Genomic DNA, 26,661 nt, shown 5'->3' on the forward strand with positions numbered 1-26,661 from the left:
GGCTCCCCATGGCCACGCTCGCGCGGGCGGGCATTCCTGGCCCGACCCATCGGCCCGGACCATCGGCACGGCCCATCGGCACGGGCGGCGGCATCGCCCGGCCCGTCCTGGACGGGGCGGGCGCCGCGCCCTCGCGGGTTCCGGACAGGCCGGCGGGCGATGCCGTGGGCGTCAGCCCGCCAGGCTGGCGCCCGGCAGCATGTCCGGCGGCGGCACGGCCACGGCTTCCGCCGCGCGCTCCGCCGGCCGGGGTGCCGGCTCGGCGGCCGGCCCCGGCTCGGCCTGGGCCGCCGCCTGGCAGTAGGCGACCGCCTCGCGCAGCGAGGTGACGATGGTCTCCGCCAGCCCCTCGGCCCGCAGCGCCTGGAGCATCGGCCCGTCCGGCGTGCCGTGCCAGAGGCCGATCATCACGGCGGCGTCGGGAAGCTGCCGGCGCACCCGGCGCAGGAAGTAGCGTACCCCGGCGGCGGTGTTGCCCTCCTCCAGCACGGAGAGGCAGCAGAGGCGGATGCGCGCCGGGTCGAGCTGGCCGAGCTGCGTCTCGCCGAGCACGGCGTTGGGTTCGACCCGCGTGCCGAAGCCGAGGCGCTGCAGGGGCTGCGCCGCCATGGCGGCGGCGAGGTCGTCGAACTGGCCGCGCCCGGCGACGAACAGCACCGCCCCGTCCTCGCGCCAGGCCATGGCGGGCGCGGCACCCGTCTGGGCACCCGCCTGGACACCCGCCGCGTCGCCTGCCGCGGCCTGCTGGGCGCCGGCCGCGCCGGCTGCCGTGCCGCCCGCCACCGGCGACGCCCTGCTGTGCGCCAGCTCGTCCACCAGGATCAGCACCTGCCGGTGTATTTCCTCCTGCCGCTCCGGCTCCAGCACCTCGCGCGACAGGTCGCCCTGCGCCAGCACCAGCCCGCGCAGCGCGATGGTGTCGTAGTAGGCGGCCAGCGGCTCGGTCTTCAGATAGTGGCGCGCCTGCTCCACCATGCCGTCGGCGTCGCCGGTCAGGGCGCGCTGGTAGAAGGACTCCTCCGGCGCCAGCGGCGGCCGGTCGCCCAGCATCACGTCGAGGAAGCGCAGCGGCTCCACGTGCCGGCCGAGCACGACGAGGCAGACGGTGAGGGGCGTGGCCAGCAGCAGCCCGATCGGCCCCCAGATGAAGGTCCAGAAGGTGGCCGAGAGCACCACCGAGACCGGCGAGAGGCCGGTGCTGTGGCCGTAGAGCAGCGGCTCCACCACCTGCCCCATCGCCGCCTCGCTGACCACGAACAGCGCGGCGACGGTGATGGCGAGGCCCCAGCCCGGCGCCACCGCGAGCGCCAGCATCACCGGCGGCACCACCGCGATGAAGGTGCCGACGAAGGGCACGAAGCGCATCAGCGCCGCCAGGATGCCCCAGAGCACCGGGTTGGGCAGCCCGGCCACCCAGAGCGCCGCCGCGATGAACACGCCGAAGCCGGTGTTGAGCGCGAGCTGCGTCAGGAAGAAGCGCGAGAGACGGTAGGCGGCGTCGTCCATCGCCGTGATGGTCCGGTGCAGGTCGCGGCTGCCGGCCAGCCGCACCACGCGGTCGCGCAGGTCCTCGCGGTAGAGCAGGGCGAAGATCACGAACACCACCACGATTCCGGCCGTGGCGATCGGCGCCAGCAGCGGCTCCAGCAGGGCGCGGACGACGCCGAGCGGCGCCGGCTCGCCGGACGGCGCCGCGTCCTGGCGGGCCGGCTGCGCCTCGGCGTCGCCCACCGGCGCGGGCAGGCGCTGCGACGGCGCGGCGCCCCGGCCGCCGCCGGCGATCTCGGCGCCGAAGTCGCGCATCGCGGCGTTGACGCGCTCCACCATCTCGCCGCCGACGCGCAGCGAGTGGACCTTCTCCTGGATGGTCGCCTGGTAGCGCGGCAGGTTGCCCACGAGCTGGGTGACCTGGTGGCCGACCACCGTGCCGATGCCCAGGATCACGGAGAAGGCCAGCAGCACCACCAGCACGACGGACGGCACCTGGCCGAGGCGCAGCCGGCGCAGCAGGCGCACGGCGGGCGCCAGCACGAAGGCCAGCAGCACGGCGAGCACCAGCGGCACGAACAGCTCGCGCCCGAAATACACGCCGGCGATCACGATGGCGGCGCCGTACAGGGTGGCGAGGCCCGGCGGGTTCACGGGCTGGGTGGCGGACGTGCCGGCCTGCCGCTGCGGGTCGAAGGGCATCATGGGCGGGCGGCTGCCATCATCCTGCATCGGCTCCCGGGGATCGGCGACGGCCGGGGCGGGGCGTCGCACGGTGGCGTGACGGATGGCAACGCCCCGGCCCCGGCCGGGTTTGCGGCCCGGTCCCGCACCGGACGCCGGCCCGACCGGGCCAGTCGGGCCGGGTCGGTCTGACCGAGCCGGCCGGGCCGGATCCCGACGCAGGCTGGCGTGCGGGGCGGGGCGCGGCAAGCCCGCGTCGCGCCGGGCCGCGGAACGGCGCACGAGGAAGGCTGGCGGCCACGCGGCTTTCCCTTCCCGGCAGGGAACGAAGCGGCGGCGGGCGCGCTGCATGGATCCGGCCCGGTGCGCGGTGTTGCGCAGGCCCGGCCGCGCCGTCAGGGTCGCTTCCGTCCGGCCGCGCGTCGCCGAGGGATGAGGGAGTTCGATGACCAAGATCCTGCTGGTCGAGGACCACGAGGAGTTGTGGGACTCGCTGTCGCGCCGCCTGCGCCGCCGCGGCTTCGAGGTGGTGCTGGCGCATGACGGCCAGCAGGGGCTGGACAAGGCCCGCGACGAGCGGCCCGAGGTCATCCTGCTCGACATGAACCTGCCGGTGATGGATGGCTGGACCGTCGCCCGCACCCTGCGCGCCACGCCCGCGGCGGACCGCATCGGCATCATCGCGCTGACGGCCCACGCCCTCGCCGAGGACCGTGCCAAGGCCCTGGAGGCCGGCTGCGACGACTACCACCCCAAGCCCGTCGATTTCGGCCGCCTGCTCGACCAGATCGACACCGTCCTGCTGGAACGCGACCAGGCGGCGGGTTGAGCCGGCCTCCGTGAACCCCGACCCCGTCCGGCGCGATAGTCACCCGATCCGGCGGGCCCACCACCGGCAAGGGAACCGCAGGCGCGCATGACGGATGGACGGACCGGCCGGGACGCGGGGCACGAGTCGGCGGCCGGCGCGCCGGCCCAGGCGGCGCGGGAGGTGACGCGGCGCGAGCTGCTGGCGCTGGCCGACACCATGCCGCAGATGGCCTGGATCGCGGCGCCGGACGGCAACATCTTCTGGTACAACAACCGCTGGTACGAATACACCGGCGCCACGCCGGAGCAGTCGCGGGGCGACGGCTGGCGCACCCTGCACCACCCGGACCACCTGGAGCGCGTGGCGTCCCGCTTCGCCCAGGCCCTCGCCGCCGGCGAGCCCTGGGAGGACACCTTCCCGCTGCGCGGCCGCGACGGCGGCTACCGCTGGTTCCTCTCGCGCGCCCTGCCGCTGCGCGACGAGCGGGGCGAGATCGTGCAGTGGTCCGGCACCAACACCGACGTCACCGAGCAGCGCGCCGCCGAGGAGCGGCTGCGGCGCAGCGAGGAGCGCTTCCGCCGGCTGGTCGATTCCGCCGCCTCGGTGATCTGGAACACCTCGGCGAGCGGCGCCTTCGAGGTGCCGCAGCCGCGTTGGAGCGCCTTCTCCGGCCAGGCCTGGGAGGAGTACCGCGACTGGGGCTGGCTGGAGGTGATCCACCCCGACGACCGCGCCGCCGTGGCCGACGCCTGGAGCCGCGCGCTCGACACCCGCGCCGACTACGTGATGGAGCACCGCGCGCGCCGGCACGACGGCCGCTGGCGCCACATCGCCGCGCGCGCGGTGCCGATCCTGGAGCCCTCGGGCGCCGTGCGCGAGTGGATCGGCACCTACACCGACATCACCGAGCGCAAGGAGGCCGAGGCCGAGCTGAACCGCGCCCGCGAGGCCGCCGAGGCCGCCAACCGCGCCAAGAGCCAGTTCATCGCCAACATGAGCCACGAGCTGCGCACCCCGCTCTCGGCGGTGATCGGCTACAGCGAGATGCTGGCCGAGGAGGTGGAGGATCTCGGCGAGCAGCACCTGCTGGGCGACCTGCGCAAGATCGAGAGCAACGCCCGCCACCTGCTCGGCCTGATCAACGACGTGCTCGACCTCTCCAAGATCGAGGCGGGGCGGATGACCGTCTCGGCCGAGAACTTCTCCGTCCGCGCCATGCTCGACGAGGTGGCGGCGGCGGTGGACGCGCTGGTGCGGCGCAAGCACAACCACCTGGTCCTGGCCATGGCGGACGGCCTCGGCGGCATGCACTCGGACCAGCTCAAGATCCGCCAGTGCCTGATGAACGTGCTCGGCAACGCCGCCAAGTTCACCGAGGACGGCCGCATCGAGCTGGCGGCGCGGCGGGAGGCGCGGGACGGGAAGGACTGGCTGGTGTTCAGCGTGCGCGACAGCGGCATCGGCATGACGCCCGAGCAGCTCGGGCGGCTGTTCCAGCGCTTCTCCCAGGCCGACGAATCCACCACCCGCCAGTTCGGCGGCACCGGCCTCGGCCTCGCCATCACCCGCGCCTTCTGCCGCAAGCTCGGCGGCGACGTCACGGTGGAGAGCACGCCCGGCGAGGGCTCGACCTTCACCATCGCCCTGCCGGCCGAGCTGGACGGCGCCGTGCCCGACGAGGAGCCGGCGCCCGTCGAGCCGCCGCACGAGGGCGGCCACGCCGTGCTGGTGGTGGACGACGACCCGGCGGCGCGCGACCTGCTCAGCCGCTTCCTGGAGCGGGAGGGCTTCCGCGTGCGCTGCGCCGCCGACGGCCGCTCCGGCCTCGGCCTCGCCCGCGCGCTGCGCCCCCGCGCGGTGCTGCTCGACGTCGAGATGCCGCAGATGGACGGCTGGTCGGTGCTGCACGCCATCCGCACCGACCCCGACCTCGCCGGCACGCCGGTGATCATCACCTCCGTCGTCAACGAGAAGGAGCTGGGCTACGCGCTCGGCGCCACCGACTACCTGACCAAGCCGATCCTCTGGGAGCGGCTCAAGCAGGTGATGGAGCACGTGCAGGCGCGCGAGGCGGGCGGCACCGTGCTCGTCGTGGACGACGACGCCGACGCGCGCGAGCGGATGCGCTTCATGCTGGAGCGCGAGGGCTGGGAGGTCGGGGAGGCCGCCGACGGGCGCGCGGCGCTGGAGGCCGTGGCCGGGGCGATGCCCTCGCTGATCCTGCTCGACCTGATGATGCCGGTGATGGACGGATTCGCCTTCCTCAAGGCGCTGCGCGCCCGCCCCGACGGCGGCGACGTGCCCGTGGTGGTGCTGACCGCCAAGGACGTGACGCCCGAGGAGCGCTCCTCGCTGGAGCGGCAGGCGGACCGGCTGATCCAGAAGGGCAGCATGAGCCTCGCCGCGCTGGCGCGCGAGCTGCACGAGCTGATGCCGGCCGCTGAACCGCCCCCCGGGCCGGCGGCCGAGGGAGAACCCCGGTGACGCGCATCCTGCTGGTCGAGGACCACGAGGAGATCTGGGACTTCCTTTCCCGCCGCCTGCGGCGACGCGGCCACGAGGTGGTGCTGGCGACCGACGGGCGGCAGGCGGTGGACCAGGCGCGCGCCGCGCCGCCCGAGATCGTGCTGCTCGACATGAACCTGCCGGTGCTGGATGGCTGGGCCGTGGCCGGGATGCTGAAGGCGAGCCCGGAGACGGCGGCGGTCCCCATCATCGCGCTGACCGCGCACGCCATGTCGGGCGACCGCGAGCGGGCGCTGGCGGCGGGGTGCGACGACTACCATGCCAAGCCCGTGGAATTCGACCGGCTGCTCGTGCAGATCGAGACGCTGGCGGGCCGGGGAAACGTGGCCGGCCCCGGGGAGCAGGCCTGACGCGGGGCCCGTCGCGGCCCAGGTCGAGGAAGGCGGGGCGAGGAAGGCGGGGCGAGGGAGCCGGGGCAGGAGACCCGGGGCAAAAGGACAGGAGCGCGGCCGCGCCCTCCGGAACGCCGGCGCCTCGCGGGGCGGCGCCCGGCCCAGGCGGCCCGGGCTACCCCGCCGCCGCGGCCGCCTTGCGCTCCGCCGGCCCCGGCAGCTCGATCTCGATCGCGAGGGTGGACATGTCGCCGCCGCGGTCGAGGTTCACCGCCACCTTGTCCGGGTCGATCGCGACGTAGCGCGCCACCACCTGCACCAGCTCCATCTGGAGCTTCGGCAGGAAGTCCTCGCGCGTGCGGCCGATGCGCTCGTGCGCGAGGACGATCTGCAGCCGCTCCTTCGCCGCCGCCGCGCTGGGCGGCGGCCTGCGGCCCTTGAAGAAGTCGATCCAGCTCATGCCGCCCTCCCGAACAGGCGCCGGAACAGGCCCTTCTTCTCCGGGTCGAGGAAGCGGTGCTCGATGCTCTCCCCGAGGAAGCGCCCGACCGCGTCACGATAGGCCTGGCCGGCGTTGCTGTCGCCGTCGAGGATCACCGGGTTGCCGGTGTTCGAGGCCTTGAGCACGGTCTCGCTCTCGGGGATCACGCCGAGCAGCGGGATGGCCAGGATCTCGCGGATGTCGTCGAGCTTCAGCATCTCGCCCTTGGCGACGCGGTCGGGGTCGTAGCGGGTGACGAGGAGGTGCTCCTTCACCGGCTCGCGCTTCTCCTCGGCGCGCTTGGAGCGGCTCTGCAGCACGCCGAGGATGCGGTCCGAATCGCGCACCGAGGAGACCTCGGGGTTGGTCACCACGATGGCGTGGTCGGCGAAGTAGAGGGCGAGCAGCGCGCCCTTCTCGATGCCGGCGGGGCTGTCGCAGACGATCCAGTCGAAGTCCTTCGACAGCTCCTCGATGATGGTCTGCACGCCCTCCTTGGTCAGCGCGTCCTTGTCGCGGGTCTGGGAGGCGGGGAGGATCGCCAGCCCCTCGACGCGCTTGTCGCGGATCAGCGCCTGGGAGAGCTTCGCCTCGCCCTGGATCACGTTGACGATGTCGAACACCACGCGCCGCTCGACCCCCATGATGAGGTCGAGGTTGCGCAGGCCGACGTCGAAGTCGATCACCACGGTCTTCTGGCCGCGCTGCGCGAGGCCGGTGGCGATGGCGGCCGAGCTCGTGGTCTTGCCGACCCCGCCCTTGCCGGATGTGACGACGACGATCTGCGCCATGCCCGCAACTCTCCCCTGAATCCAAGGCGCCGCACCGGTCCGGGACCGGTGCGCGATAGGTGTGATCGGCCGGATCGCGTGGCCGGGCCGGCGCGCCGCGCTTCGCGCGCGGTGCCGGCCCGGCGACCCGGCCCCGTGTCCGCTGCCCGGGCGGCCGGCGGGCCGGCGCGTCGCCCGGCCGCCGGCCGCTCAGCCGAGCGGCTCGAAACGCAACTGCTCCCCGTCGAGCCAGACCTGCACCGCCCGGCCGATCGGCGCGCGCGTCAGCCCGTCGCGCACCGTGTAGTAGCCGGCGATGGAAACCAGCTCCGGATCGAATTGCAGCGCGAAGACGCGCGCCGCCAGGTTCTCGCCGCCGCCGGCGATGGCCCGGCCGCGCAGCGCGCCATAGACGTGGATGTTGCCGTCGGCAATCAGCTCGGCGCCGGGATTCACCGTCGCCGTCACGATCAGATCGCGCCCCTGCGCGTAGATCCGCTGCCCGGAGCGGACCGGGGTGGCGACGATCATGGCGGGCAGGCTCTCCGGCGCGGGCGGCGGCGGGGGCGGAGGCGGCGGCTCCGGCACCGGGTCCGGCTCCCGTCCGCCCGCCACCTTGAGCGGCGGCAGCCCGGCCGCCTGCGCGGCGAGGCGCAGCTCCTGCGTGCCGCCGGTGGTGCCGATCGGCAGGATCTCCAGCTGCCGCAGCCCCGCGACCAGCGCCCGGAAATCCACCTCGGCGGCGCTCGCCTCCAGCTCGGCGAGGCCGATCACGATGGGGGCGAAGCGGAGGAAGCCGGGGGCCTGGCGGAACTGCGTGCCCAGCGCCGGCAGCACCGCTTCCGGGCGCGGGTCCAGCAGGCGCAGCACCAGCAGGTTGAAATTGGCGCCACGCAGCCGGAACGGCTCGGTGCGCATGCTGGCGGGTTCTGGCGCGGCGGACATCTCGTCGGGGCGTTCCCTCGGCACGGGGCAGGCGCGGCGTCCCCCAAGGGGAGGACGACCTCACGAGCCCTTGTCTATAGCCCGGCCCGGCGCCGGTGGCGAAGGAAGAGTCTGAGGATCGGGGCCGTCACCGACGCCCACCCCGGCCGGCCGTGCCGGGCGCCGGCGCGGCCGGACCGCCGCCCGACACCGCTGCCCGGCACCGCTGACCGGCACCGCTGACCGGCACCGCTGACCGGCACCACTGACCGGCCTGGGGCCGGCCGCGCCCGCGGGCTCCCCCCGCGGCACCGGCACCGGGGCCGGCGGCTTCAGGGGCAGGCGGAGAGCGGCCGGTTCACCGCGGCCCGACGGTCGCCCTCGCGGAAGCAGCCGGCCCGCCAGGTGCCGGTGAACACGGCGCCGCGCGCATCGCGGAAGGTGCCCTGCCCGTCCGCCTGCCCGTCCGCGAAGTGGCCCTCGTAGCGGCCGCCATCGGCGAAGGTCCGGACTCCCTGCCCTTCCGAGCGGCCATCCACGAAGCCGCCCTCGTAGCGATCGCCGTCCTGGCCGATGGTCACGCCCCGGCCGTTGGGGCGGCCGTCGCGGAACTCGCCCTCGTAGCGCATGCGCTGCGGCACGAAGACCTGCACGCCGCGGCCCTCCGGCACGCCGCCACGGAACTCCCCCTCGTACCAGGTGCCGTCCGGCCAGCGGCGGATGCCCCGCCCCTCGGGCACGCCGTCGGCGAACTCGCCTTCGTAGGTGGCGCCGCTGCCGGCGTAGCGACGGAAGCCGCGCCCCTGGGCGCGGCCGGCCACGAAGGCGCCGCGATAGTCGCCCTCGGCATTGGTCAGCTCGCCCTGGCCCTCCCAGCGGCCGGCCACGAAGTCGCCCTCGTAGCGTGTGCCGTCCGGGCTGGTCTGCACGCCGCGCCCCTGCGGCACGCCCTCCGTCCACTCCCCCGCGTAGCGGCCGCCCTCCGGCGTCACCAGCACGCCGGTGCCGGACCACAGGCCGTCCCGGAAGCCGCCCTCGTAGCGGGTGCCGTCGGCGGCGATGTCGAGGCCATGCCCGTGCGGCACGTCGTGCGCCCACTCGCCCTCGTAGCGGCTGCCGTCGCCGCCGGTGAGCACGCCGTGGCCGCTGCGCTCGTCGTCGCGGTAGCCGCCCTCGTAGCGCAGCCCGTCGGCGGCGGTGAACACGCCCTGGCCGTTGGCGAGGTCCTCCCGCCACTCCCCCTCGAAGCGGGTGCCGTCGGCGGCCTCCAGCACGCCATGCCCCTCGCGCCTGCCCGCCCGCAGCCGGCCCTCGTAGCGGAGCTGCACGGTCCCGTCGCGCCGCCACTCCAGCACGCCCAGCCCCTCGGCCAGCCCCTCGACGCAGCCGCCGGACCAAGCGGGCCGCTGCTCCTCCTCGGGCAGGCGGTCCCAGACGCGGCAGCCGCTGCGCGCGTCGGTCGCCCAGCGCCCGGCACGCGCGGCGGGCTGCCGAGTCGCCCCGGCGGGCGGCGACTGCGCCGGGGCGGCCAGCGGCAGCAGGAGCAGCGCCGCCAGGACGCCGCGGCCCAGCGCCGCGGCGGTGCCCCGTCCGGCCGGTCCGCGGCCGGGGAAGACCCTCCCGGCGGCGGACGGGCCGCGGCGGCGGGATTCCGGAGTCGGGCCGCGGCGGGCGCCGCCGCCGGGGCCGGCCGGCGCCCCCGTCATCCGCGCCGCTTGCCGCCGCGCCCGGCGATCCCGACACTGTCCCGGGCCGGCCGCCGGCCGCCCGCCCCCCCGATCAGGAGCCGAGCCGGATGAGCAAGCGCAACGGCAGCCGCGACGAGTACCGCTTCTTCCTCGCCATGCCGACGCGGTGGAGCGACAACGACCGGTACGGGCATGCCGACAGCGCGGCCTGTCACGCCTACTTCGACACCGCGGTGGCCCGCTGCCTGATCGACAGCGGCGCGCCGTGCCCCGCCGACAGCCCGGTGATCGGCGTGGTGGTGGAGACGCATTGCCGCTACTTCGGCCCCATCGGCTTCCCCGACACGCTGGCGGCGGGCGTACGGGTCGGGCATCTCGGCAACACCTCGGTGCGCTACGAGATCGGGCTGTTCCGCGAGGGCGAGTCGGTGGCCAGCGCCGAGGGCCATCTCGTTCACGTCTATGTGGACCGCGAGACCCGGCGCCAGCCCATGCCGCTGCCGCCGGCGCTGCGCGCGGCGCTGGCACCGCTGCTGGCGGACTGAGGCGTGCCGCCGGCGCCGTCCCCGGCACGGCACCTCCAGGATCGGTGCCCCTGGCCGGCCCGGGCGGATCGCCGGCGGGCGGGGATGCCCGGCGGCGGCAGGCCGCTCCGGAGACCGGGACCCGCGACGGGCCGCGACCCCGGCGCGGCCGCGGTCCGGACGGGCCGGGCGTGGGAAGGCCGGCGACGGCCGGGTCACTGGTCCGCGCGGTCGGGGTTGCGCAGCAGCCAGAGGCGCTCATGCGCCGCCACCAGGCTTTCCATGTTCTTGCGCCGGTTGCCGTCGGGCGTCATCGGCCGGCGCGTCAGCATCAGCTCCAGCACGCGCAGCAACTGGTCCGCGACCTCGAAGTCGGCCTGATCGCAGGCATGGTGGAAGGCGATCAGGATCTTGTCCGAAAGGCGGCGGCTGTGCCGGGGCGCGCTGCCGGGACGTGTCGCCTCGCGGCCGTCGTCGCCCGCTTCCTCGTCAGCCATGTCGGCCTCTCCCCATCGCTACCGGTAACCCCCCCTTCGCCGGACCTGCTGCCGCCGACCATACCAGCCGGGCGGCATGCGGGAAACGAAACTCGCCACGATCGGGGCGACGACGCCATGGGCCGCGGCGCTGGGCCTGCGCGCGGATCGCGGGTCCGAGCCGGCTCCCGGAGCGCGGCCCCCGGAACGGCACGGATGGCGACGCCGATGCCGCCCCCCGCGGCGGATCCTGGCAAGACAGTCCCACTGTCCTTCCTTCGGTCAGGGCCGGCCCCGAGTCAACGGTGGCGGAGGGTGCCCCCCTGCCGGGCCCCGGCCCCGTGGCGAGGCGGGCACAGGGGAATGGCGGCCGGTCTCAGTGGAGGCCGGGCGGGAGGACGATGCCGCCGGCCGGCTGCGGGGTCGCGAAGGTATCCTCGGCGAATGCCTCCTCCCAGCTGCCGGCGGTGGACGCCTTGGAGTACTCCGTCGCGCGGTTCTCGAAGAAGTTGGTGTGCTCGATCGCGTTCAGCATCTCGTCGAGCCAGGGCAGCGGGTTCTTCTCGATGTGGTAGAGCGGCGCGAGGCCGAGCTGCTGCAGGCGCCGGTCGGCGATGTAGCGGATGTAGCGCTTCACCTCCGGCGCGCTCAGCCCCTCGACGCTGCCGAGGCCGAAGGCGAGGTCGATGAAGGCGTCCTCGTGCTCGACGATGGTGGCGCAGATCAGCGCGATGTCGCGCTGCAGCTCCTCCGTCCAGATCTCCGGGTTCTCCTGCACGAAGGTGCGGAAGAGGCGGATCACCGAGAGGCAGTGCAGCGTCTCGTCGCGCACCGACCAGGTGACGATCTGGCCCATGCCCTTCATCTTGTTGAAGCGCGGGAAGTTCAGCAGGATCGCGAAGGAGGCGAAGAGCTGCAGCCCCTCGGTGAAGGCGCCGAAGGCCGCCAGCGTCTTGGCGATCTCCGTCTTCGACTCCATCGAGAAGGACTGCATGTAGTCGTACTTGTCCTTCATCTCCTTGTACTTGAGGAAGGCCTGGTACTCGACCTCGGGCATGCCGATGGTGTCGAGCAGGTGGCTGTAGGCGGCGATGTGCACCGTCTCGATGTTCGAGAAGGCGCTCAGCATCATCAGCACCTCGGTCGGCTTGAACACCTGCGCGTAGTGCTTCATGTAGCAGTTGTTCACCTCGACGTCCGCCTGCGTGAAGAAGCGGAAGATCTGGGTGACGAGGTTGCGCTCGGTCGGCGTCAGGTCCTTGTGCCAGTCCTTGACGTCGTCGGCGAGCGGCACCTCCTCGGGCAGCCAGTGCACGCGCTGCTGCGTCAGCCACGCATCGTAGGCCCAGGGGTAGCGGAAGGGCTTGTAGACCGGATTCTCGGTCAGCAGGTCGAAGCGGACGGGCTGGCCGTCCTCGGCAAGGCGGGAAGTGGTGTCGGTCATGCGGCTCGGTCTCGGGGCCAGGTCGGCGTCGTGCCGCAGCTTAGTCCCGGCCGGCGGCGAGTCGCCAGTGCCGGCGGCGCGACGCCGCCACAACGGGTGCCGGGGGCGACCCGGAAGCCACACCATATCTTGTGTTCACGGATGCCGGCGCGGTCCGTGGAAGGCGGCTCCGGACCGCTGCGCTACTCCGCCGCCAGGCCGAGTCGGCGCGCGCGCACCGTCCGCACATGCTCCTGCGTGTACAGCTCGGTCCAGTTCGACCAGCTCCGGTCCGTCACCTGGCGCGGGTCGTAGCCGCGGTCGTCCACCTGCATGCGCCGGCCGCCGATATGCACGTGCCGGATGCGCTTCTTGTCCTGCAGGATGGCGATGTTCTCCAGCGGCGAGCCCTCCACCGCGATGAAGTCGGCGTAGCGCCCGGGCTCCAGCACGCCGATCTTCCCGCCCTTGGCCATGAACTGCGACGTGACCGAGGTGGCGCAGCGCAGCGCCTCGGCCGGCGTGAAGCCCAGGTCGCGCACGAAGATCTCCAGCTCCAGCGCGTGCCACTCGCCGTAGGGCGTCACGGCGAAGCCGGAATCGGTGCCGGTCATCATCGTCACGCCGGCCTCGCGCGCCTTCCGCAGGTTGACGCAGGCGCGCTCGTACAGGCGCTCCGTGGCGCTCTGCCGGCCCTTGATCGCGGCGGGCTCGTGCGGCTGGGTGAAGTCGATCACGTTGCGCTGCAGCGTCATGGTCGGGCCGATCGCGCTGCCCGACTTCAGCATCGCCTCGATGCACTCGTCGTCGAGGTGGTAGGCGTGGAAGATCAGGTCCACCTCGGCGCGCGCGGCATACAGCGTGGCCTCCCGCCCCACCGCGTGCACCACCACCTTGCGGCCGAGGCGGTGCGCCTCCTCGACCATGACATGCGTCTCCTCCTGGTTGAAGGCGGCGATCAGCTCGCCGTCGGGCCGCGTCTGCGTGCCGTCCATGGCGAGCTTGATGCAGTCCACCCCGTTCTTGACCATGACGCGGATCTCCTCGATCGCCTCGTCCCTGCTGGTGACGAGGCGGCCGATCGAGGTGTCCGGCACGCCGATCCAGGTCGGGTACCAGTCGGTCAGGCCCTGGCGCGTGGTGATGTACTGCGCGGCGGCGGTGACGCGCGGGCCGTCGAACAGGCCCCAGTCGATGGCGTTGCGGATGGCCAGGCTGATCTGCCCGGCATCGCCCGGCGCGCAGATCGAGGTGTAGCCGGCCGCCAGCACCTTCTGCGCGAAGAACATGCCGCGCAGCGCGCGGAACTCCATCGGCTGGTAGAGGTCGATGTCCTCCTCGGTCTTGGCGTTGCCGTAGGCGAGGTGGGTGTGCACGTCCTGCAGGCCGGGCATCACGAACAGGCCGGAATAGTCGAGCACCGTGTCCGTGCTGGCGACCGGCGGCGCCGCCTCGGTCGGGCCGACATGGGTGATGGTGCCGGCATCGTCGTAGCTGAGCGTCCATCCCGTCTCGGCGCGGTCGGCGTCGCCGGTGAAGAGGCTGCCGCAGCGGACGTGCTTGGCCATGGGCTCGGATCTCCGGCGCAGCCGGGCTGCGCGCAGGCGGGAGGGGACGGCCGTGCGGTGCGGATGCCAGGGCCGCGGACGGCGCTGGCATACCATGCCATGACGTTGCTGCAACCGCGTAATGCGGCGAGGCCAGGGCCCGGCGGAGGCCGGGACCGGGGCGGCTCCCCCCTGCAAGCCTCGCCAGGGGCGAGAGGCCGCCCCGGATCCCTCGTCCAGGGAGAGCCGGCCCGACGGCCGCAACACCCGGGACCCGAACGAAGAAAGGGCCAGGGAGGGCCTCGCCCACCTTGCGGGGTCCCCAGGGGCCATCGGGGAAGGCAGGCCTTTCCCCGGGAATCGCCACCCCTCGCCCCCGCCCCGGTTCCGCGCTACCACGCCGGCCATGCTACGCAGCGTCATGACGGTCGGCGGCTGGACGATGGCCAGCCGCGTGCTCGGCCTCGCGCGGGAGATGCTGATCGCCGCCGTGCTCGGGGCCGGGCCAGTGGCGGATGCGTTCTTCGTCGCGCTCAAGCTCCCCAACCTGTTCCGCCGGCTGTTCGGGGAGGGCGCCTTCAACGCCGCCTTCGTGCCCGCCTTCGCCGGCACCCTCGCCGTGGAGGGCCCGAAGGTCGCGCACACGCTCGCCGAGCGCATGGCCGCGATCATGACGCTGTGGCTCTCCGGCCTCGTCGCCATCGGCATGGTGTTCATGCCGCAGATCATGGTGGTGCTGGCCCCGGGCTTCTCGGCCGATCCGGCCAAGTTCCAGCTCGCCGTGGAGCTGACGCGGATCACCTTCCCCTACCTCGTGCTGATCTGCCTCACCGCGCTGGTCTCGGGGGTGCTGAACGGGCTCGGAAAGTTCGGCGCGGCGGCGGCGGCGCCGGTGTTCTTCAACATCCTCTCCATGGCCTCGCTGTTCCTGCTCTCTCCCTACGTCGCCACGCCGGGCCACGCGCTGGCCTGGGGCGTCACCGCCTCGGGGGTGGTGCAGCTCGCGATCGTGCTCTGGGCGGTGCGCCGGGCGGGAATGCCGCTGCGGCTGGTCCACGTGCCGCGCTTCCCGCCCGAGGTGCGGCAGGTGCTGAAGCGCATGGTGCCCGGGCTGATCGGCGCCGGCGTCACCCAGCTCAACCTGACGATCGACATCGTCATCTCCTCGCTGCTGCCGGCCGGCGCCGTCTCCTACCTCTACTTCGCGGACCGGGTGGGCCAGCTCCCGCTCGGGGTGATCGGGGCGGCGGTCGGCACGGCGCTGCTGCCGTTGCTCTCGCGCCAGGTGCGGGCCGGCGAGGCGCTGGCGGCGCACCGCTCGGTGAACCGCGCCATGGAGATCTCGCTCGCCCTCACCCTGCCGGCGGCCGGCGCCCAGCTCGTGGCGGCGGCGCCGATCATCGAGGCGCTCTACATGCGCGGCGCCTTCGGCCCGGAGGCGGCGGCGGCGACGGCGGCGGCGCTGGCCGCCTACGCGCTCGGCCTGCCCGCCTACGTGCTGGTGAAGGTGCTGCTCACGGGCTTCTTCGCGCGCGGCGACACGGCGACGCCGGTCAAGGTCGGGCTGCTCGCGGTCGGGCTGAACCTCGCGCTCAACCTCGTCCTCACCACCTGGCTCGCGCATGTCGGCGTGGCGCTGGCGACGGCGCTCTCGGCCTGGTTCAACATGCTGGCGCTCGCCGTGCTGCTCGCCCGCCGCGGCCAGCTGACGCTGGACCGCCGCCTGCGCCGCGCCGTGCCGCGCCTGCTGCTGGCGACCCTCGCCATGGCCGGCGCGCTGCTGGCGCTGGAGCAGGTGCTGTTCCCGGCCCCGGGCGGCATGCGCCTCGCGGCGCTGGCCGTGCTGGTGGGGGTGGGGATGGCCGTCTACTTCGGCGCCGCCCACCTGCTCGGCGGGCTGGACGTGCGGGAGCTGGCGCGCACCTTCCGACGCCGCCGGCGCCCGACCTGACGCCCGGGGCGCCGTCCGCCGACCCGTCCGGGGCCCCGCCCCGGACCCCGCGCCGCAAGATCCGCCGGCCGCCCGCACGCGCTATTTGTCACCACGCCGGAAACATCCGGGAACCCGGCTGCGGGCCCGCCATTATGCCAGCAGGACAACATCCCGAGGGAATCCTGCCATGGGCTTCATCTGGACACTCATCATCGGCCTGGTCGTCGGGGCCATCGCCAAGCTGCTGATGCCGGGGCGCGACCCGGGCGGCTTCATCATCACCATCCTGCTCGGCATCGTCGGCGCCTTCGTCGCCACCTTCCTCGGCCAGAGCGTCGGCTGGTACGGGCCGGGCCAGGCGGCCGGATTCATCGCCTCCGTGGTCGGCGCGGTCATCGTGCTGTGGATCTACCGGCTCGTCGTCGGCCGTTCCGCCACGTGACCCGCCGCGCCGGCCCCGTCGCGGGCCGGCGCGAGCGCGGTGGGGCCGGCCACGCTGTGAAGCGGTTCACTGCGCCCCGGCCCATGCCGCCGCACCATTCCGTCGTCGCTTCCACACTCCGAAGGAGCCACGACGGACATGACGACCCCCTCTCCCGCCCCCGCGATCGCCCAGGCCCTGACGGTCCAGTCCTGGACCCAGCATGGCCACGAGGCGGTGAGCCGCCGCCGCCGGATCGCCGAGCATGCCAGCCGCTGCCGCCGCCTGCCGCCGCTGACTCAGGAGGAGGCCGAACGGCTGGTGCGGGCCTTCCTGTCCGACAAGGGCAGGGTCCGGCTCTGCCCCACCGCCTACGCGGCGCCCGTTTCGCAGTGAGGCTTCCGCCCCGTGCCGGGGCACCGCGGAAGCCGGATCCGCCGCCCGGCCCCGCGCCATGCGCGTGACGGCGGGACGCCGGCCATGGCGGGCGCGATCCGGCCGGGATCGCGGCTTGCCGCGGACCGCCGCCTCCGGTGGGGATTCGCCGCCTGCGGACAGGTCTGCCCTCCCGGCTTCGGACACGCTACAGCGAACCGCAGTCCGGTTGGGACTGCGGTTCGCCGTCGCTCGTTGTTCCCGGCGCGGCTTCACGCCGCCGGGCGTGTCCGCCCTCCCGGCGCTCCGTCCTAGAACTGGAAGTAGACGAACTCCTTGATGTTGGCCATGAACGCGACGGCGAGGAGGAAGGCCATCGCGGTCATCGCGCCCATGGCGGGGCTGGGCCGGAAGCGCAGCCAGCCCCACTTCCGGGGCTCGGTCGTCTCCGCGCTGCGGCCGTCGACGATCTGCTGCGAGTTCGGGGCGCCGAGCACCAGCACGAGGGCCAGGGCCAGCGTGCAGGCGGAAGCCAACGTCTTCGGCGGCACCGACCGCACCACCTCGGCGATCTGCCCTTGCGCCAGCTTCCCGGCCAGGATTCCGGCCTCCGGCCACATGAACCCGTTCAGGCCCAGCATGCCGCCCAGCACCGACATGGCGGCGGCGAGGGTCGGCGCCGCGAAGAACACCCAGGCCAGGAGGACGGCGGCCATGGTCAGGCCCCAGGCGGGCAGGAATCCGAGCCTCTTGGCCCGGCCAGCGGCGCAGGCGGCGTTCCAGGCATGGTTCAGCAGCAGGAACATGCCGTGCAGGCCGCCCCATATGACGAAAGTCCAGCCGGCGCCGTGCCAGAGGCCGCCCAGCAGCATCGTGATCACGAGATTGGCGTAGCGCCGGCCGCTGCCGTGCCGGTTGCCGCCCAGCGGAACGTAGACGTAGTCGCGCAGGAAGCGCGACAGGGTCATGTGCCACCGATGCCAGAAGTCGACGATCGACCGCGCCTTGTAGGGCGAGTTGAAATTGTAGGGGAACTGGACGCCGAACAGGCGGGCAAGGCCGATCGCCATGTCCGAATAGGCGGAAAAGTCGAGGTAGAGCCCGGTTGCGAACGCGATCGTCGCGATCCAGGCCTCCAGCATTCCCGGCGGCACGGCCTCGGCGGAGGCGAAGATCGGACTGGCCAGATCCCCGACCGGATCGGCGATCAGCAGCTTCTTCAGCAGGCCGATGACGAACAGCGCCATGCCCCCGGCGGCCATGGCGGGCTGGAAGGCGAAGGTCGAACGCCGGCGGAACTGCGGTATCAGCTCGTGGTGGTGCACGATCGGGCCCGCGATCAGGTGCGGGAAGAACGTCACGAACAGCGCGTATTCGAGGAAGCCGTAGTGCCGGGAGCGCCCCCGCCAGGTGTCCACCAGGAACGCCACCTGCAGGAAGGTGTAGAACGAGATCGCCAGCGGCAGGACGTACGCGTCCATCGCGTATTCCAGGCCGAACAACGCCGTCGCGTTGGCGGCGAGGAAGGAGGCGTACTTGTACCAGACGAGCAGCAGCAGGTTCAGGCCCACGCCGGTCAGCATCAGCGCGCGGGACCGTCCCGGCGTGGCGCTGCGAATGGCGATCCCGAAGCCGTAGTTGAGGAGGAGGGAGGCGACGAGCAGGCCGAGATAGGTCCAGCTCCACCAGCCGTAGAAGACCAGCGATGCGGCCAGCAGCCACAGCCTCGCGGGGGCGGCGGATCGCAGCCGGCCGAGGAGGATATGCCCGGCGAGCACGATCGGCAGGAAGGCGAAGACGAAGATGTGCGAGTTGAACAGCATGTCGGCCTACCGTGCGATCGACGCGCTGGGTGAGCCGATCCGGCGCTGGTTCTGCCAGGGCCGCGCCATGATGTCGGCGTAGAACCGGGTCAGCTTCCGGTGGGCGGGATACAGGACGTGGACAGGATCGGCGAAGTCTCCCTCGTCCCAGTCCAGGCGCCGGCCGTCGATCAGCAGGCTGTCGGCGCGTTGCAGCGACGATCGCATGTCCTGCATCCATCTCTCGACGTTGGTGTCGTCCGGATCCTCGGCGGCACGCCATGCCGCCATCACCGGCAGGGTCGCCACCACCAGCCGGGCACCGTGCCTGGCGACGATCGCCTCCAGGCGCGAGAGGCTGGCGTAGCAGGTGACGTCGATCGAGAACGGCGGCAGCCAGGCCTGCCTCTGCGTGAGGATGCTCGATCCCAGTTCGTCGTAATGGGCGGTCTGCTCGGGGGTGGGCGGCGCCCGGCTCAGCCTGGCGGCGACCTCCCGCGCCAGGTAGCGCGCCCGGAAGCCGCTGACGTAGGGCAGCCAGGCCGGGACGCTGCCGGCCAGATAGGCGTCGGTGAGAGCGGGATCGAAGAATGCCGCCTGGGAGGACGCGCAGCTTTCGAAGTCCCGCGGCGCCACCACCACGAGGACGGTGTCCACGCGCGGCATCCGCGGCAGGAGGAATTCGGTCAGGAAGGCCGTCTGGTTGATCTGGAGGTAGCAGGTCGCGGCGTTGTAGGGCCTCGCGCCCGCCAGCCGGCGTTCCAGGGTCGCGTTGTCGAGGTTCCTCCAGGTGGCGGACGAGCCCACGGCCAGCATCGTCCGGTCCCCGAGCGGCGCGTCCCGGAGGACGGGGAATTTCTCGTTGATGCAGCGCGTGCCGGTGAATGGCGGCTCCGGGAGCAGGTTGCTCCAGGCGAGGGCGATATGCCCGCCCACCACGAGCACCACGCCCAAAACAACAATAAAGACGAAATTCCTGAAAAAGAGATAGCCGAACGCGTCGTCGCTTTTCTCGGGAGTCATCATCCGCCGCCATGCCAGGAGAGCCGCAGTTCCCAGCACACTCCCGCACCCGGCGCTGGTGCGGCCGGGAAGGAATGCGCCGGGAGACGAGCGGTCGCGCTGTCGCCTACCCGCATCGGGTGTCAGGACAGTCGGACCGCAAGCGCTCGCTGACGGATGGCTAAGGTGGATTCGACATTTGCAGAAATTTATCAATTCCGGAGGCGGCTCGCAAGTCGTTGGACTTCCTGCCGCCGTCACCCGACCGTGAGTTCGCCCGCAACCACCCCCGGACGCGGCGGCCGGCAAGGCCGCGGCCCGGCGGCGCGCCCCGGCCGGCGCGGCGATCCGCCGTGTCCGGCATCGCCCGGCCGCGTCGCGGCCCCCATTGGCCCGTCACGGCGCGGCCCCTATGCAGGGGAGCCGGCGGACCATACCCGGCTGGGCCTGCCCGCATGATTCGCACCGACGATGCCCCGGTCGCCGTGATCGGCGCCGGCCCGGCCGGGCTGATGGCCGCGGAAACCCTCGCGACGGCCGGCCGGCCGGTGGTGGTGGTGGAGCGCATGCCGTCGCCGGCGCGCAAGCTGCTGATCGCCGGCCGCGGCGGGCTGAACCTGACGCATACCGAGCCGCCCGGGCGCTTCCTCGACCGCTACGGCACGGCCCGGGCGCGGCTGGAGGCGGCCATCGCCGGCTTCCCGCCCGAGGCGCTGCGCGCCTGGTGCGAGGGGCTGGGGCAGCCGACCTTCGTGGGCAGCAGCGGCCGGGTCTTTCCGGTGGCCTTCAAGGCCTCGCCGCTGCTGCGCGCCTGGCTGGCGCGGCTGGCCGCGCTCGGGGTCGAATTGCGGACGCGGCACCGCTGGACCGGCTGGGACGCGGCGGGAAGCCTGCTGCTCGAAGGGCCGGCGGGCGAGCCGGCGACCCTGCGGCCGGCGGCGACGGTGCTGGCGCTGGGCGGCGCCTCCTGGCCGCGGCTCGGCGCGGACGGGCGCTGGGTGGCGACGCTGCGGGCGCGCGGCGTGCCGGTCTCGCCGCTGCTGCCCTCCAACGCCGGCATCCGCGTGCCCTGGTCGGCGCATCTCCGGGAGCGGTTCGCCGGCGCGCCGCTGAAGCGGATCGCCGCACGGGTGGCGGCGCCCGGCCTGCCGGAGCGGCCGGCGGTGCGCGGCGAGATGGTGGTGACGGCGGCCGGCCTGGAGGGCGGGGCCGTCTACGCGCTCTCCGCCGCGCTGCGCGAGGCGCTGGCCACCGGCGAGGCCCGGCTGCTGCTCGACCTGCGGCCGGATCTGGAAGCGGCGGAACTCGCCCGCCGGCTCGGCGCGCCGCGTCGGGGGCAGTCGCTGGGCAGCGTGCTGCGCAAGGGGCTCGGGCTGTCGCCCGTGGCGGCGGCGCTGCTGCGCGAGGGCACGGATGGCCCGGCCGCCCTGCCCGCCGACCCGGCGGCGCTGGCCGCGCGGATCAAGGCGCTGGCGCTGCCGGTGGCGGGAATGGCCGGGCTGGAGCGGGCGATCTCGACCGCCGGCGGCCTGTGCTGGGAGGCGTTGGACTCCCGCCTCATGCTGCGCGACCTGCCGGGCGTGTTCGCGGCCGGCGAGATGCTGGACTGGGATGCGCCGACCGGCGGCTACCTGCTGCAGGCCAGCTTCGCGACCGGACGCGCGGCGGCGCTGGGGGCGCTGGCATGGCTCGGGGCTGCCGGCGACGCCCCGCCCGCGCCGGGCTGACCGGCCGCGGGCCGCCCTTTCCGCCGCCGGTGGGCGCCTGCCGTGCCCGGCCGGCCCGGCCTCCCATCAAGTCCTTGTTTCCAGGCATTTTTCAGCCGTCGGTGTCGTCCGGCGCGCCGATGCGCTATGGTGCCGGGCCCACGAAGAAGGAGGGCACGCAACATGGCCGACAACGATCTCGCACGGCGGGTCGACAACGAGCGCGGCGAAGCCAAGGGCCTGTCGAGGCTTCTGCTGCTCTGGCGCCGCACGCCCGAATTGCCGGCAGCGACCGGCGAGGAATGCGCGCGCAGCGCCAGGGACCCGCAGCGCCGCCTGGAGCCGCTGCGCCGCTGCGCGCGGGAAAGCTTCCCGTTGCGCCGCGCGCGCGACGTGTAGCGCGGCGCGGCATCCCGGCCCGGGAGGCGGGGGCCGGCAACGCGCTTCTCCGCCCGGGACGCAGCGCCATGCCGCCGGCGCCGTCCGGCCGCATTCCGGGCGGACGCATTCCGGGCGGACGCGGCTCCGGCCCTCGCCTCTCCGCGCCTTCCCCGGGCCGCGATCCCGGAGCCGTGCCGCCGGCGCCACCTCGCGGCGTCCGGCGGACGGCTCGGCGTGGCGCCGGCCCTATCGGCGGCCGGCGCCGTTCCGGCCCGCCCCGTCCGCCGGCACCGCCTCGCCTTTCCGGAAGGCCGCCGGGCTCCGGCCGGTCCAGCGCAGGAACGCCCGTCCGAAGGTCGACTCGTCGCTGTAGCCCAGCAGACGCGCGATGCGCTTCAGCGGCAGGTCACCCTGCAGCAGCAGTTCTTCGGCGCGCCGGCGCCGCGCGCCGGCCACCAGCGCCCCGACCGACGTGCCCTCGTTCCTCAGTTGACGTTGCAGGTGGCGCACCGAGATGCCGAACGCCGCCGCGATCTGGCCGAGATCGGCCGTGCCGCCGTCGCCCCTGCCGACGAAGCCGGCGATCCGCCGCGACAGCAGCCGGTCCTGCCGGTACTGCCGCGACATCAGCGGCAGCGGCTGCTGCAGCAGGCGGCGCAGGCCCGCATCGTCGCGGCCGACCGGCAGGGCCAGATAGGCCGCGTCGAAGCGCAGGTCCGCCGCTGCGGCATCGAATCCGGCCTCGGCGTGGAACATGTGACGGTAGAGCCCGGCATGGGCCGGCGCCGCGAAGGGAAGCCACACCCCGCCGAGCGCGATCCGCGAGTCGACCAGCCAGCAGGCGACGCCGTGGAGGTTCCGCAGCAGGCTGACCAGGCAGAACTCCCGCAGCGCGCCGAGGTCGGACCGCTCCTGCACGGTGACGACCGCGTCCCGCCCCTCGACCCGCAGCTCGAGGCGGACATCCCCGGTCAGCAGCCCGTGATGCCGGCACCAGCGGCGCAGCGCGACGTCGAGCGTCGGGGAGGGCAGCGAGGCCCGCAGCAGCATCCCGTAGCTGCCCCAGGGCAGGCGGCGCGAGAACCAGCCGAGCGCCTCGTCGTCGAGCTCGCGCATGGCGTGCGCGGAGAGGGCCTCGAAACGCTCGACGGCGACCCGGCCCTCGGGATCGAGCGTCGCTTCCGGCACAATGCCCGCCTGCCGCAGCGCGGCCCCCGGGTCCATTCCCCGCCGCGCATACGCGACGAGGATCGCCCGGACGAAGGCCGCAGGGGTTCTCGGTGGCGCGGGCAGCGGTGCCATGTCCGGTCGCTCGTGGCGCATCCTGCACAGGAATTGGCGCCCGGGGCAACGCCCGGGATGGTAGTGCTGCCTCGACGTCCCTGCGCCCGCGCCGATGTCGCGCGGCACGGCCGGCGGGCGGATGGCCGCGCCGGCGCGGCGGGAACGCACGGGGAGGACCGCCATGCACCATTCACCGCGCGGCCACGGGCCGGCATTCCCGCCTGCGGGATGAGGCGCCCATGACCCGCCTGATCGGCCGGCTCCCGCCGGGCGAGCTCGCGGCCAATCTCGGCCGCATGTCCGCCCTCGTCGCCGAATTCGAGTCGCTGGCCCGGCGCATACTCCGGGGCGGCGACGAGAAGTCCCGCGCCCGCCACGTCGCCCGCGGCAAGCTCCTGCCCCGGGAGCGGGTGACGCGGCTGCTCGACCCGGGCAGCCCGTTCCTGGAGATCGGCCTCTTCGCCGCGCACGGGGTCTACGACGGCGACATCCCGGCCGCCGGGCTCGTCGCCGGGATCGGGCGGGTGTCGGGGCGGGACTGCATGATCCTGTGCAACGACGCGACCGTGAAGGGCGGCACCTACTATCCGCTGACGGTGAAGAAGCACCTGCGGGCGCAGGAGGTGGCCGAGGAGAACCGGCTGCCCTGCCTCTACCTGGTCGATTCCGGCGGCGCGAACCTGCCGAACCAGGACGAGGTGTTCCCGGACCGCGACCATTTCGGCCGGATCTTCTACAACCAGGCGCGGATGAGCGCGAAGGGGATCGCCCAGATCGCCGTGGTCATGGGCTCCTGCACCGCCGGCGGCGCCTACGTGCCGGCGATGAGCGACCAGACGATCATCGTCCGGGAGCAGGGCACGATCTTCCTCGCCGGGCCGCCCCTGGTGAAGGCCGCGACCGGCGAGGTGGTGGACGCCGAGACGCTGGGCGGCGGCGACACGCACACCCGCCTCTCCGGCGTCGCCGACTACCTGGCCGAGAACGACGCGCACGCCCTCGCCCTGGCGCGCCAGGCGGTGATGAACCTCGGCCCGGCGCCGCCCCCCTCGATCCCGCTCCGCGACGCCCGCCCGCCCGCGATGGACCCCGGCGAGCTCGCCGGCGTCATCCCCGCCGACGCCAGGACGCCCTTCGACATCCGCGAGATCATCGGCCGCATCGTCGACGGCTCGGATTTCGAGGAGTTCAAGGAGCGCTTCGGGACGACGCTGGTCTGCGGCTTCGCGCACATCGACGGCATCCCGGTCGGGATCCTCGGCAACAACGGCGTGCTGTTCTCCGAGAGCTCGCAGAAGGGCGCGCACTTCATCGAGCTCTGCTGCCAGCGCCGGACGCCGCTGCTGTTCCTGCAGAACATCACCGGCTTCATGGTCGGCTCGAAGTACGAGGCCGGCGGCATCGCCCGCGACGGCGCCAAGCTCGTCGGCGCCGTCTCGGCCGCCGCCGTGCCGAAGGTCACCGTCATCGTCGGCGGCTCCTTCGGGGCCGGCAATTACGGCATGTGCGGCCGCGCCTTCGGGCCGCGCTTCCTCTGGATGTGGCCGAACGCCCGGATCGCCGTCATGGGCGGCGAGCAGGCGGCCGGCGTCCTCGCCACCGTCCGGCGCGCCGCGATCGAGGCCCGCGGCGGCACCTGGCCGGCCGGGGAGGAGGCCGCCTTCCGGCAGCCCGTCCTCGATCAGTTCGAGGCGCAGTCGCGGCCCCTCTATGCCTCGGCCCGGCTCTGGGACGACGGCGTCATCGACCCGCGCACCACCCGCGACGTCGTCGCCCTCTCGCTCCGCGCAGCGCTCAACGCCCCCGTCGAGGAGACGCGCTTCGGCGTGTTCCGCATGTGATGTTCACGAGGATCCTGATCGCCAACCGCGGCGAGATCGCGGCCCGCGTCATCGGGACGGCACGCAGGCTGGGCATCGCCACCGTCGCCGTCTATTCGGACGCCGATGCCGGGGCCCGCCACCGCGACCTGGCCGACGAGGCGGTCCACATCGGCCCGGCGCCGGTGTCCGAGAGCTACCTGAAGGGCGACCGCATCATCGCGGCGGCGCTCGCGACCGGGGCCGAGGCGATCCATCCGGGCTACGGCTTCCTGTCGGAGAACCCGGAATTCGTCGAGGCGGTGGAGGCCGCGGGCCTCGTCTTCATCGGCCCGTCGGCGGCCTCGATCCGCGCCATGGGGCTGAAGGACGCCGCCAAGGCGCTCATGTCCTCGGTGGGGGTGCCGGTGGTCCCGGGCTACCACGGCGAGCGGCAGGAGGCGGGCTTCCTCGCCGCCGAGGCGGCCAGGATCGGCTACCCGGTGCTCATCAAGGCGCGCGCCGGCGGCGGCGGCAAGGGGATGCGGCTGGTCGAGGCGCCGGCGGACTTCGCCGCCGCGCTGGAGAGCGCGCAGCGCGAGGGCCGGTCGAGCTTCGGCGACCCGGCGGTGCTGGTCGAGAAGTACGTCTCGACGCCGCGCCATATCGAGGTGCAGGTCTTCGGCGACCGCCACGGCCAGCTCGTCCATCTCTGGGAGCGGGACTGCTCGCTGCAGCGGCGGCACCAGAAGGTGATCGAGGAGGCGCCGGCGCCGGGACTGCCGCCCGAGGTGCGCCGGGCGATGACCGAAGCGGCGCTGCGGGCGGCGCGGGCGGTCGACTACGTGAACGCCGGCACCGTCGAGTTCATCGCCGACGGCTCCGGGCCGCTGCGGCCGGACGGGTTCTGGTTCATGGAGATGAACACCCGCCTCCAGGTGGAGCATCCGGTGACCGAGGCGATCACCGGGCTCGACCTCGTGGAGTGGCAGCTCCGGGTCGCCGCGGGCGAGCGGCTGCCGCTGGCGCAGGCGGAGATCCCCCTGGCCGGGCACGCCTTCGAGGCGCGCCTCTACGCCGAGGACCCGGCGCGGAACTTCCTGCCCGCGCCGGGCCCGCTGCTGCACGTCGCCTTCCCGGACGGCGCGCGGATCGACACCGGCGTCGGCACCGGCGACCGGATCACCGCGCACTACGATCCGATGATCGCGAAGCTGACCACCCATGCCGCCACCCGCGCCGAGGCGCTGTCGCGGCTGCGCCGGGCGCTCGGCCAAACCCACATCGCCGGCACGGCGACGAATCTCGGCTTCCTGCGGGCGCTCTGCGAGGACCCCGACTTCGCCGCCGGCCGCATGGACACCGGCCTGATCGGCCGCCGGCAGGAGGCCCTGACCCGGGTGCCGCCGCCCGACGACGCCGCCGTGCTCTTCGCCGCCCTCGCCGCGCTCGACCTCGACCCCGCCCGCCCCTTCCTGGGCTTCCGCCTCTGGGGCAGCGCGAGCCGGCGCGTCGAGCTGGTCTCGGGCGGTACGCTCGTCGCCCGCGACCTGCGCCTGCTCGGCCCGCGCCACGTCGCCGTCGAGGAGGGCGACCGTTCGACGGCCTTCGAGGCCGTCGCCGCCACCCCGGACGGCTTCCGCGCCCGCCACGGCGGCCGCAACCTCCACGCCCGCGTGGTGCGCGCCGGCGGCGCCGTCTCGGTCCTCCTCGACGGCCGCATCACCGACTTCTCGGTCATCGACCCGCTCGCCGTCGAGGCGGCCGGCGGCGCCGCCGAGAACCGCATCACCGCGCCGATGACGGGCCTCGTCTGCGCCGTTCCCGTCACGGCCGGCGCCACCGTCGCCAGGGGCGACATCCTCGTCGTCCTCGAGGCGATGAAGATGGAGCACAGCCTTCGCGCCGCCTCGGACGGCACCGTCGAGGCCGTGCACTGCGCCGTCGGCGATCCGGTCGGCGACGGCACGCTGCTGGTCGAGTTCACGCCGGCGGCGCGCCGCCCGGACGAGGCGGCCGACGGCTGAACGCGGCGTCGTTAGAGCATTTTCAAGCTGAGCGTCCTCGCTCAGCGGCTCGGAAAATGCGAAAAATCAAAGGCTAGAGCCGTTCCGGCCTGATACAGTCAGGCTGGATCGGCTCTAGCGTCCTCGGCCGCGGCGCGCCCGGTCCTGCCGGCCGGAGGGTGCAAAGGGGCGGTCCGCGATCCCGCGGCGTGGTGCCACGCCGGGCTTGTCACCCGCGCCGGGCCTTGCTCCTGTCGTCAACATGACAGTTCCGGACC

The 26,661-nt window shown here is 73.7% G+C and carries 22 protein-coding genes; 11 read left to right on the plus strand and 11 right to left on the minus strand.

The genetic code is table 11. The features are described 5' to 3' along the window. Positions 1-171: 171 nt before the first annotated feature. The gene (locus M0638_RS20145) at positions 172-2,193 is read right to left on the minus strand and encodes an AI-2E family transporter (protein WP_248668804.1); all 2,022 of its coding nucleotides are present in this window, start codon (positions 2,191-2,193) and stop codon (positions 172-174) included. Between the two features lie 424 nt (positions 2,194-2,617). Between M0638_RS20145 and M0638_RS20150 the strand changes: the two genes are divergently transcribed. The 3 genes from M0638_RS20150 (at position 2,618) to M0638_RS20160 (ending at position 5,859) form a co-directional block, all read left to right on the plus strand. Further along, positions 2,618-3,001 carry a response regulator gene (locus tag M0638_RS20150; protein ID WP_248668805.1) on the plus strand — a complete coding sequence of 128 codons (384 nt, stop codon included), beginning with the start codon at positions 2,618-2,620 and terminating at the stop codon, positions 2,999-3,001. A gap of 87 nt (positions 3,002-3,088) precedes the next feature. Beyond that, positions 3,089-5,467: a hybrid sensor histidine kinase/response regulator gene (locus M0638_RS20155; RefSeq protein ID WP_248668806.1), complete on the plus strand. Its 2,379-nt coding sequence runs from the start codon at positions 3,089-3,091 to the stop codon at positions 5,465-5,467. Further along, complete coding sequence (locus tag M0638_RS20160; protein WP_248668807.1) at positions 5,464-5,859, plus strand: response regulator; 396 nt, start codon at positions 5,464-5,466, stop codon at positions 5,857-5,859. The genes M0638_RS20155 and M0638_RS20160 overlap by 4 nt, the downstream gene beginning before the upstream one ends. A 157-nt stretch (positions 5,860-6,016) precedes the next feature. Here M0638_RS20160 and minE read toward each other — a convergent pair whose 3' ends face one another. The 4 genes from minE to M0638_RS28925 form a co-directional block, all read right to left on the minus strand. After that, a complete protein-coding gene (gene minE, locus M0638_RS20165; RefSeq protein WP_248668808.1) occupies positions 6,017-6,301 on the minus strand; it encodes a cell division topological specificity factor MinE in 285 nt (94 codons plus the stop codon). Beyond that, positions 6,298-7,113 carry a septum site-determining protein MinD gene (gene minD, locus M0638_RS20170; RefSeq protein WP_248668809.1) on the minus strand — a complete coding sequence of 272 codons (816 nt, stop codon included), beginning with the start codon at positions 7,111-7,113 and terminating at the stop codon, positions 6,298-6,300. Before minD ends, minE begins: the two co-directional genes overlap by 4 nt. 189 nt (positions 7,114-7,302) lie before the next feature. Beyond that, positions 7,303-8,037, minus strand: a complete 735-nt coding sequence (gene minC / locus M0638_RS20175) for a septum site-determining protein MinC (protein ID WP_248668810.1) — start codon at positions 8,035-8,037, stop codon at positions 7,303-7,305. Positions 8,038-8,348: 311 nt separating this feature from the next. Next, positions 8,349-9,722, minus strand: a complete 1,374-nt coding sequence (locus M0638_RS28925; protein ID WP_282572186.1) for an MORN repeat-containing protein — start codon at positions 9,720-9,722, stop codon at positions 8,349-8,351. An 89-nt stretch (positions 9,723-9,811) separates the two neighbouring features. On the opposite strand from M0638_RS28925, the gene M0638_RS20195 reads away from it, so the two are divergent. Then, positions 9,812-10,249 (plus strand): acyl-CoA thioesterase, encoded by a 438-nt coding sequence (locus tag M0638_RS20195; protein WP_248668811.1) that lies wholly within the window; start codon positions 9,812-9,814, stop codon positions 10,247-10,249. Positions 10,250-10,443: 194 nt separating this feature from the next. On the opposite strand, the gene M0638_RS20200 is transcribed toward M0638_RS20195, so the two are convergent. The 3 genes from M0638_RS20200 to M0638_RS20210 all read right to left on the minus strand — a co-directional run bounded on the left by M0638_RS20200 (position 10,444) and on the right by M0638_RS20210 (position 13,695). Next, positions 10,444-10,725, minus strand: coding sequence for a hypothetical protein (locus M0638_RS20200; RefSeq protein WP_248668812.1), 282 nt, complete (start codon positions 10,723-10,725; stop codon positions 10,444-10,446). A gap of 355 nt (positions 10,726-11,080) precedes the next feature. Continuing rightward, on the minus strand, positions 11,081-12,148 hold the full coding sequence (locus tag M0638_RS20205; RefSeq protein ID WP_248668813.1) for a ribonucleotide-diphosphate reductase subunit beta: 1,068 nt from the start codon (positions 12,146-12,148) through the stop codon (positions 11,081-11,083). 182 nt (positions 12,149-12,330) lie between these two features. Beyond that, positions 12,331-13,695: a metal-dependent hydrolase family protein gene (locus M0638_RS20210; protein ID WP_248668814.1), complete on the minus strand. Its 1,365-nt coding sequence runs from the start codon at positions 13,693-13,695 to the stop codon at positions 12,331-12,333. A 385-nt stretch (positions 13,696-14,080) separates the two neighbouring features. Here M0638_RS20210 and murJ point away from each other — a divergent pair, with 385 nt between their 5' ends. The 3 genes from murJ to M0638_RS20225 all read left to right on the plus strand — a co-directional run bounded on the left by murJ (position 14,081) and on the right by M0638_RS20225 (position 16,424). Continuing rightward, positions 14,081-15,625, plus strand: coding sequence for a murein biosynthesis integral membrane protein MurJ (gene murJ, locus M0638_RS20215; RefSeq protein WP_248668815.1), 1,545 nt, complete (start codon positions 14,081-14,083; stop codon positions 15,623-15,625). A gap of 169 nt (positions 15,626-15,794) precedes the next feature. Next, the gene (locus tag M0638_RS20220) at positions 15,795-16,049 is read left to right on the plus strand and encodes a GlsB/YeaQ/YmgE family stress response membrane protein (protein ID WP_248668816.1); all 255 of its coding nucleotides are present in this window, start codon (positions 15,795-15,797) and stop codon (positions 16,047-16,049) included. 138 nt (positions 16,050-16,187) lie between these two features. After that, complete coding sequence (locus tag M0638_RS20225) at positions 16,188-16,424, plus strand: hypothetical protein (RefSeq protein WP_248668817.1); 237 nt, start codon at positions 16,188-16,190, stop codon at positions 16,422-16,424. A gap of 290 nt (positions 16,425-16,714) precedes the next feature. Here M0638_RS20225 and M0638_RS20230 read toward each other — a convergent pair whose 3' ends face one another. Together M0638_RS20230 and M0638_RS20235 are read right to left on the minus strand one after the other, a co-directional pair. Continuing rightward, positions 16,715-18,226, minus strand: a complete 1,512-nt coding sequence (locus tag M0638_RS20230) for an MBOAT family O-acyltransferase (protein WP_248668818.1) — start codon at positions 18,224-18,226, stop codon at positions 16,715-16,717. Between the two features lie 6 nt (positions 18,227-18,232). After that, entirely contained in the window at positions 18,233-19,231 is a 999-nt protein-coding gene (locus tag M0638_RS20235; RefSeq protein WP_248668819.1) for a hypothetical protein, read from the minus strand. A gap of 431 nt (positions 19,232-19,662) precedes the next feature. Between M0638_RS20235 and M0638_RS20240 the strand changes: the two genes are divergently transcribed. After that, positions 19,663-20,934 (plus strand): BaiN/RdsA family NAD(P)/FAD-dependent oxidoreductase, encoded by a 1,272-nt coding sequence (locus tag M0638_RS20240; RefSeq protein WP_248668820.1) that lies wholly within the window; start codon positions 19,663-19,665, stop codon positions 20,932-20,934. 162 nt (positions 20,935-21,096) lie between these two features. Further along, positions 21,097-21,312, plus strand: a complete 216-nt coding sequence (locus M0638_RS20245) for a hypothetical protein (protein ID WP_248668821.1) — start codon at positions 21,097-21,099, stop codon at positions 21,310-21,312. A gap of 228 nt (positions 21,313-21,540) precedes the next feature. On the opposite strand, the gene M0638_RS20250 is transcribed toward M0638_RS20245, so the two are convergent. Then, positions 21,541-22,518, minus strand: a complete 978-nt coding sequence (locus M0638_RS20250) for an AraC family transcriptional regulator (protein WP_248668822.1) — start codon at positions 22,516-22,518, stop codon at positions 21,541-21,543. Positions 22,519-22,817: 299 nt separating this feature from the next. Between M0638_RS20250 and M0638_RS20255 the strand changes: the two genes are divergently transcribed. After that, positions 22,818-24,419 (plus strand): carboxyl transferase domain-containing protein, encoded by a 1,602-nt coding sequence (locus tag M0638_RS20255; protein ID WP_408903650.1) that lies wholly within the window; start codon positions 22,818-22,820, stop codon positions 24,417-24,419. Further along, positions 24,419-26,404, plus strand: coding sequence for an acetyl/propionyl/methylcrotonyl-CoA carboxylase subunit alpha (locus M0638_RS20260; protein WP_248668823.1), 1,986 nt, complete (start codon positions 24,419-24,421; stop codon positions 26,402-26,404). Before M0638_RS20255 ends, M0638_RS20260 begins: the two co-directional genes overlap by 1 nt. Positions 26,405-26,661 lie beyond the last annotated feature (257 nt).

It is taken from the genome of Roseomonas acroporae, assembly GCF_023223525.1.
GTDB classification, from domain to species: Bacteria; Pseudomonadota; Alphaproteobacteria; order Acetobacterales; family Acetobacteraceae; genus Roseomonas_E; species Roseomonas_E acroporae.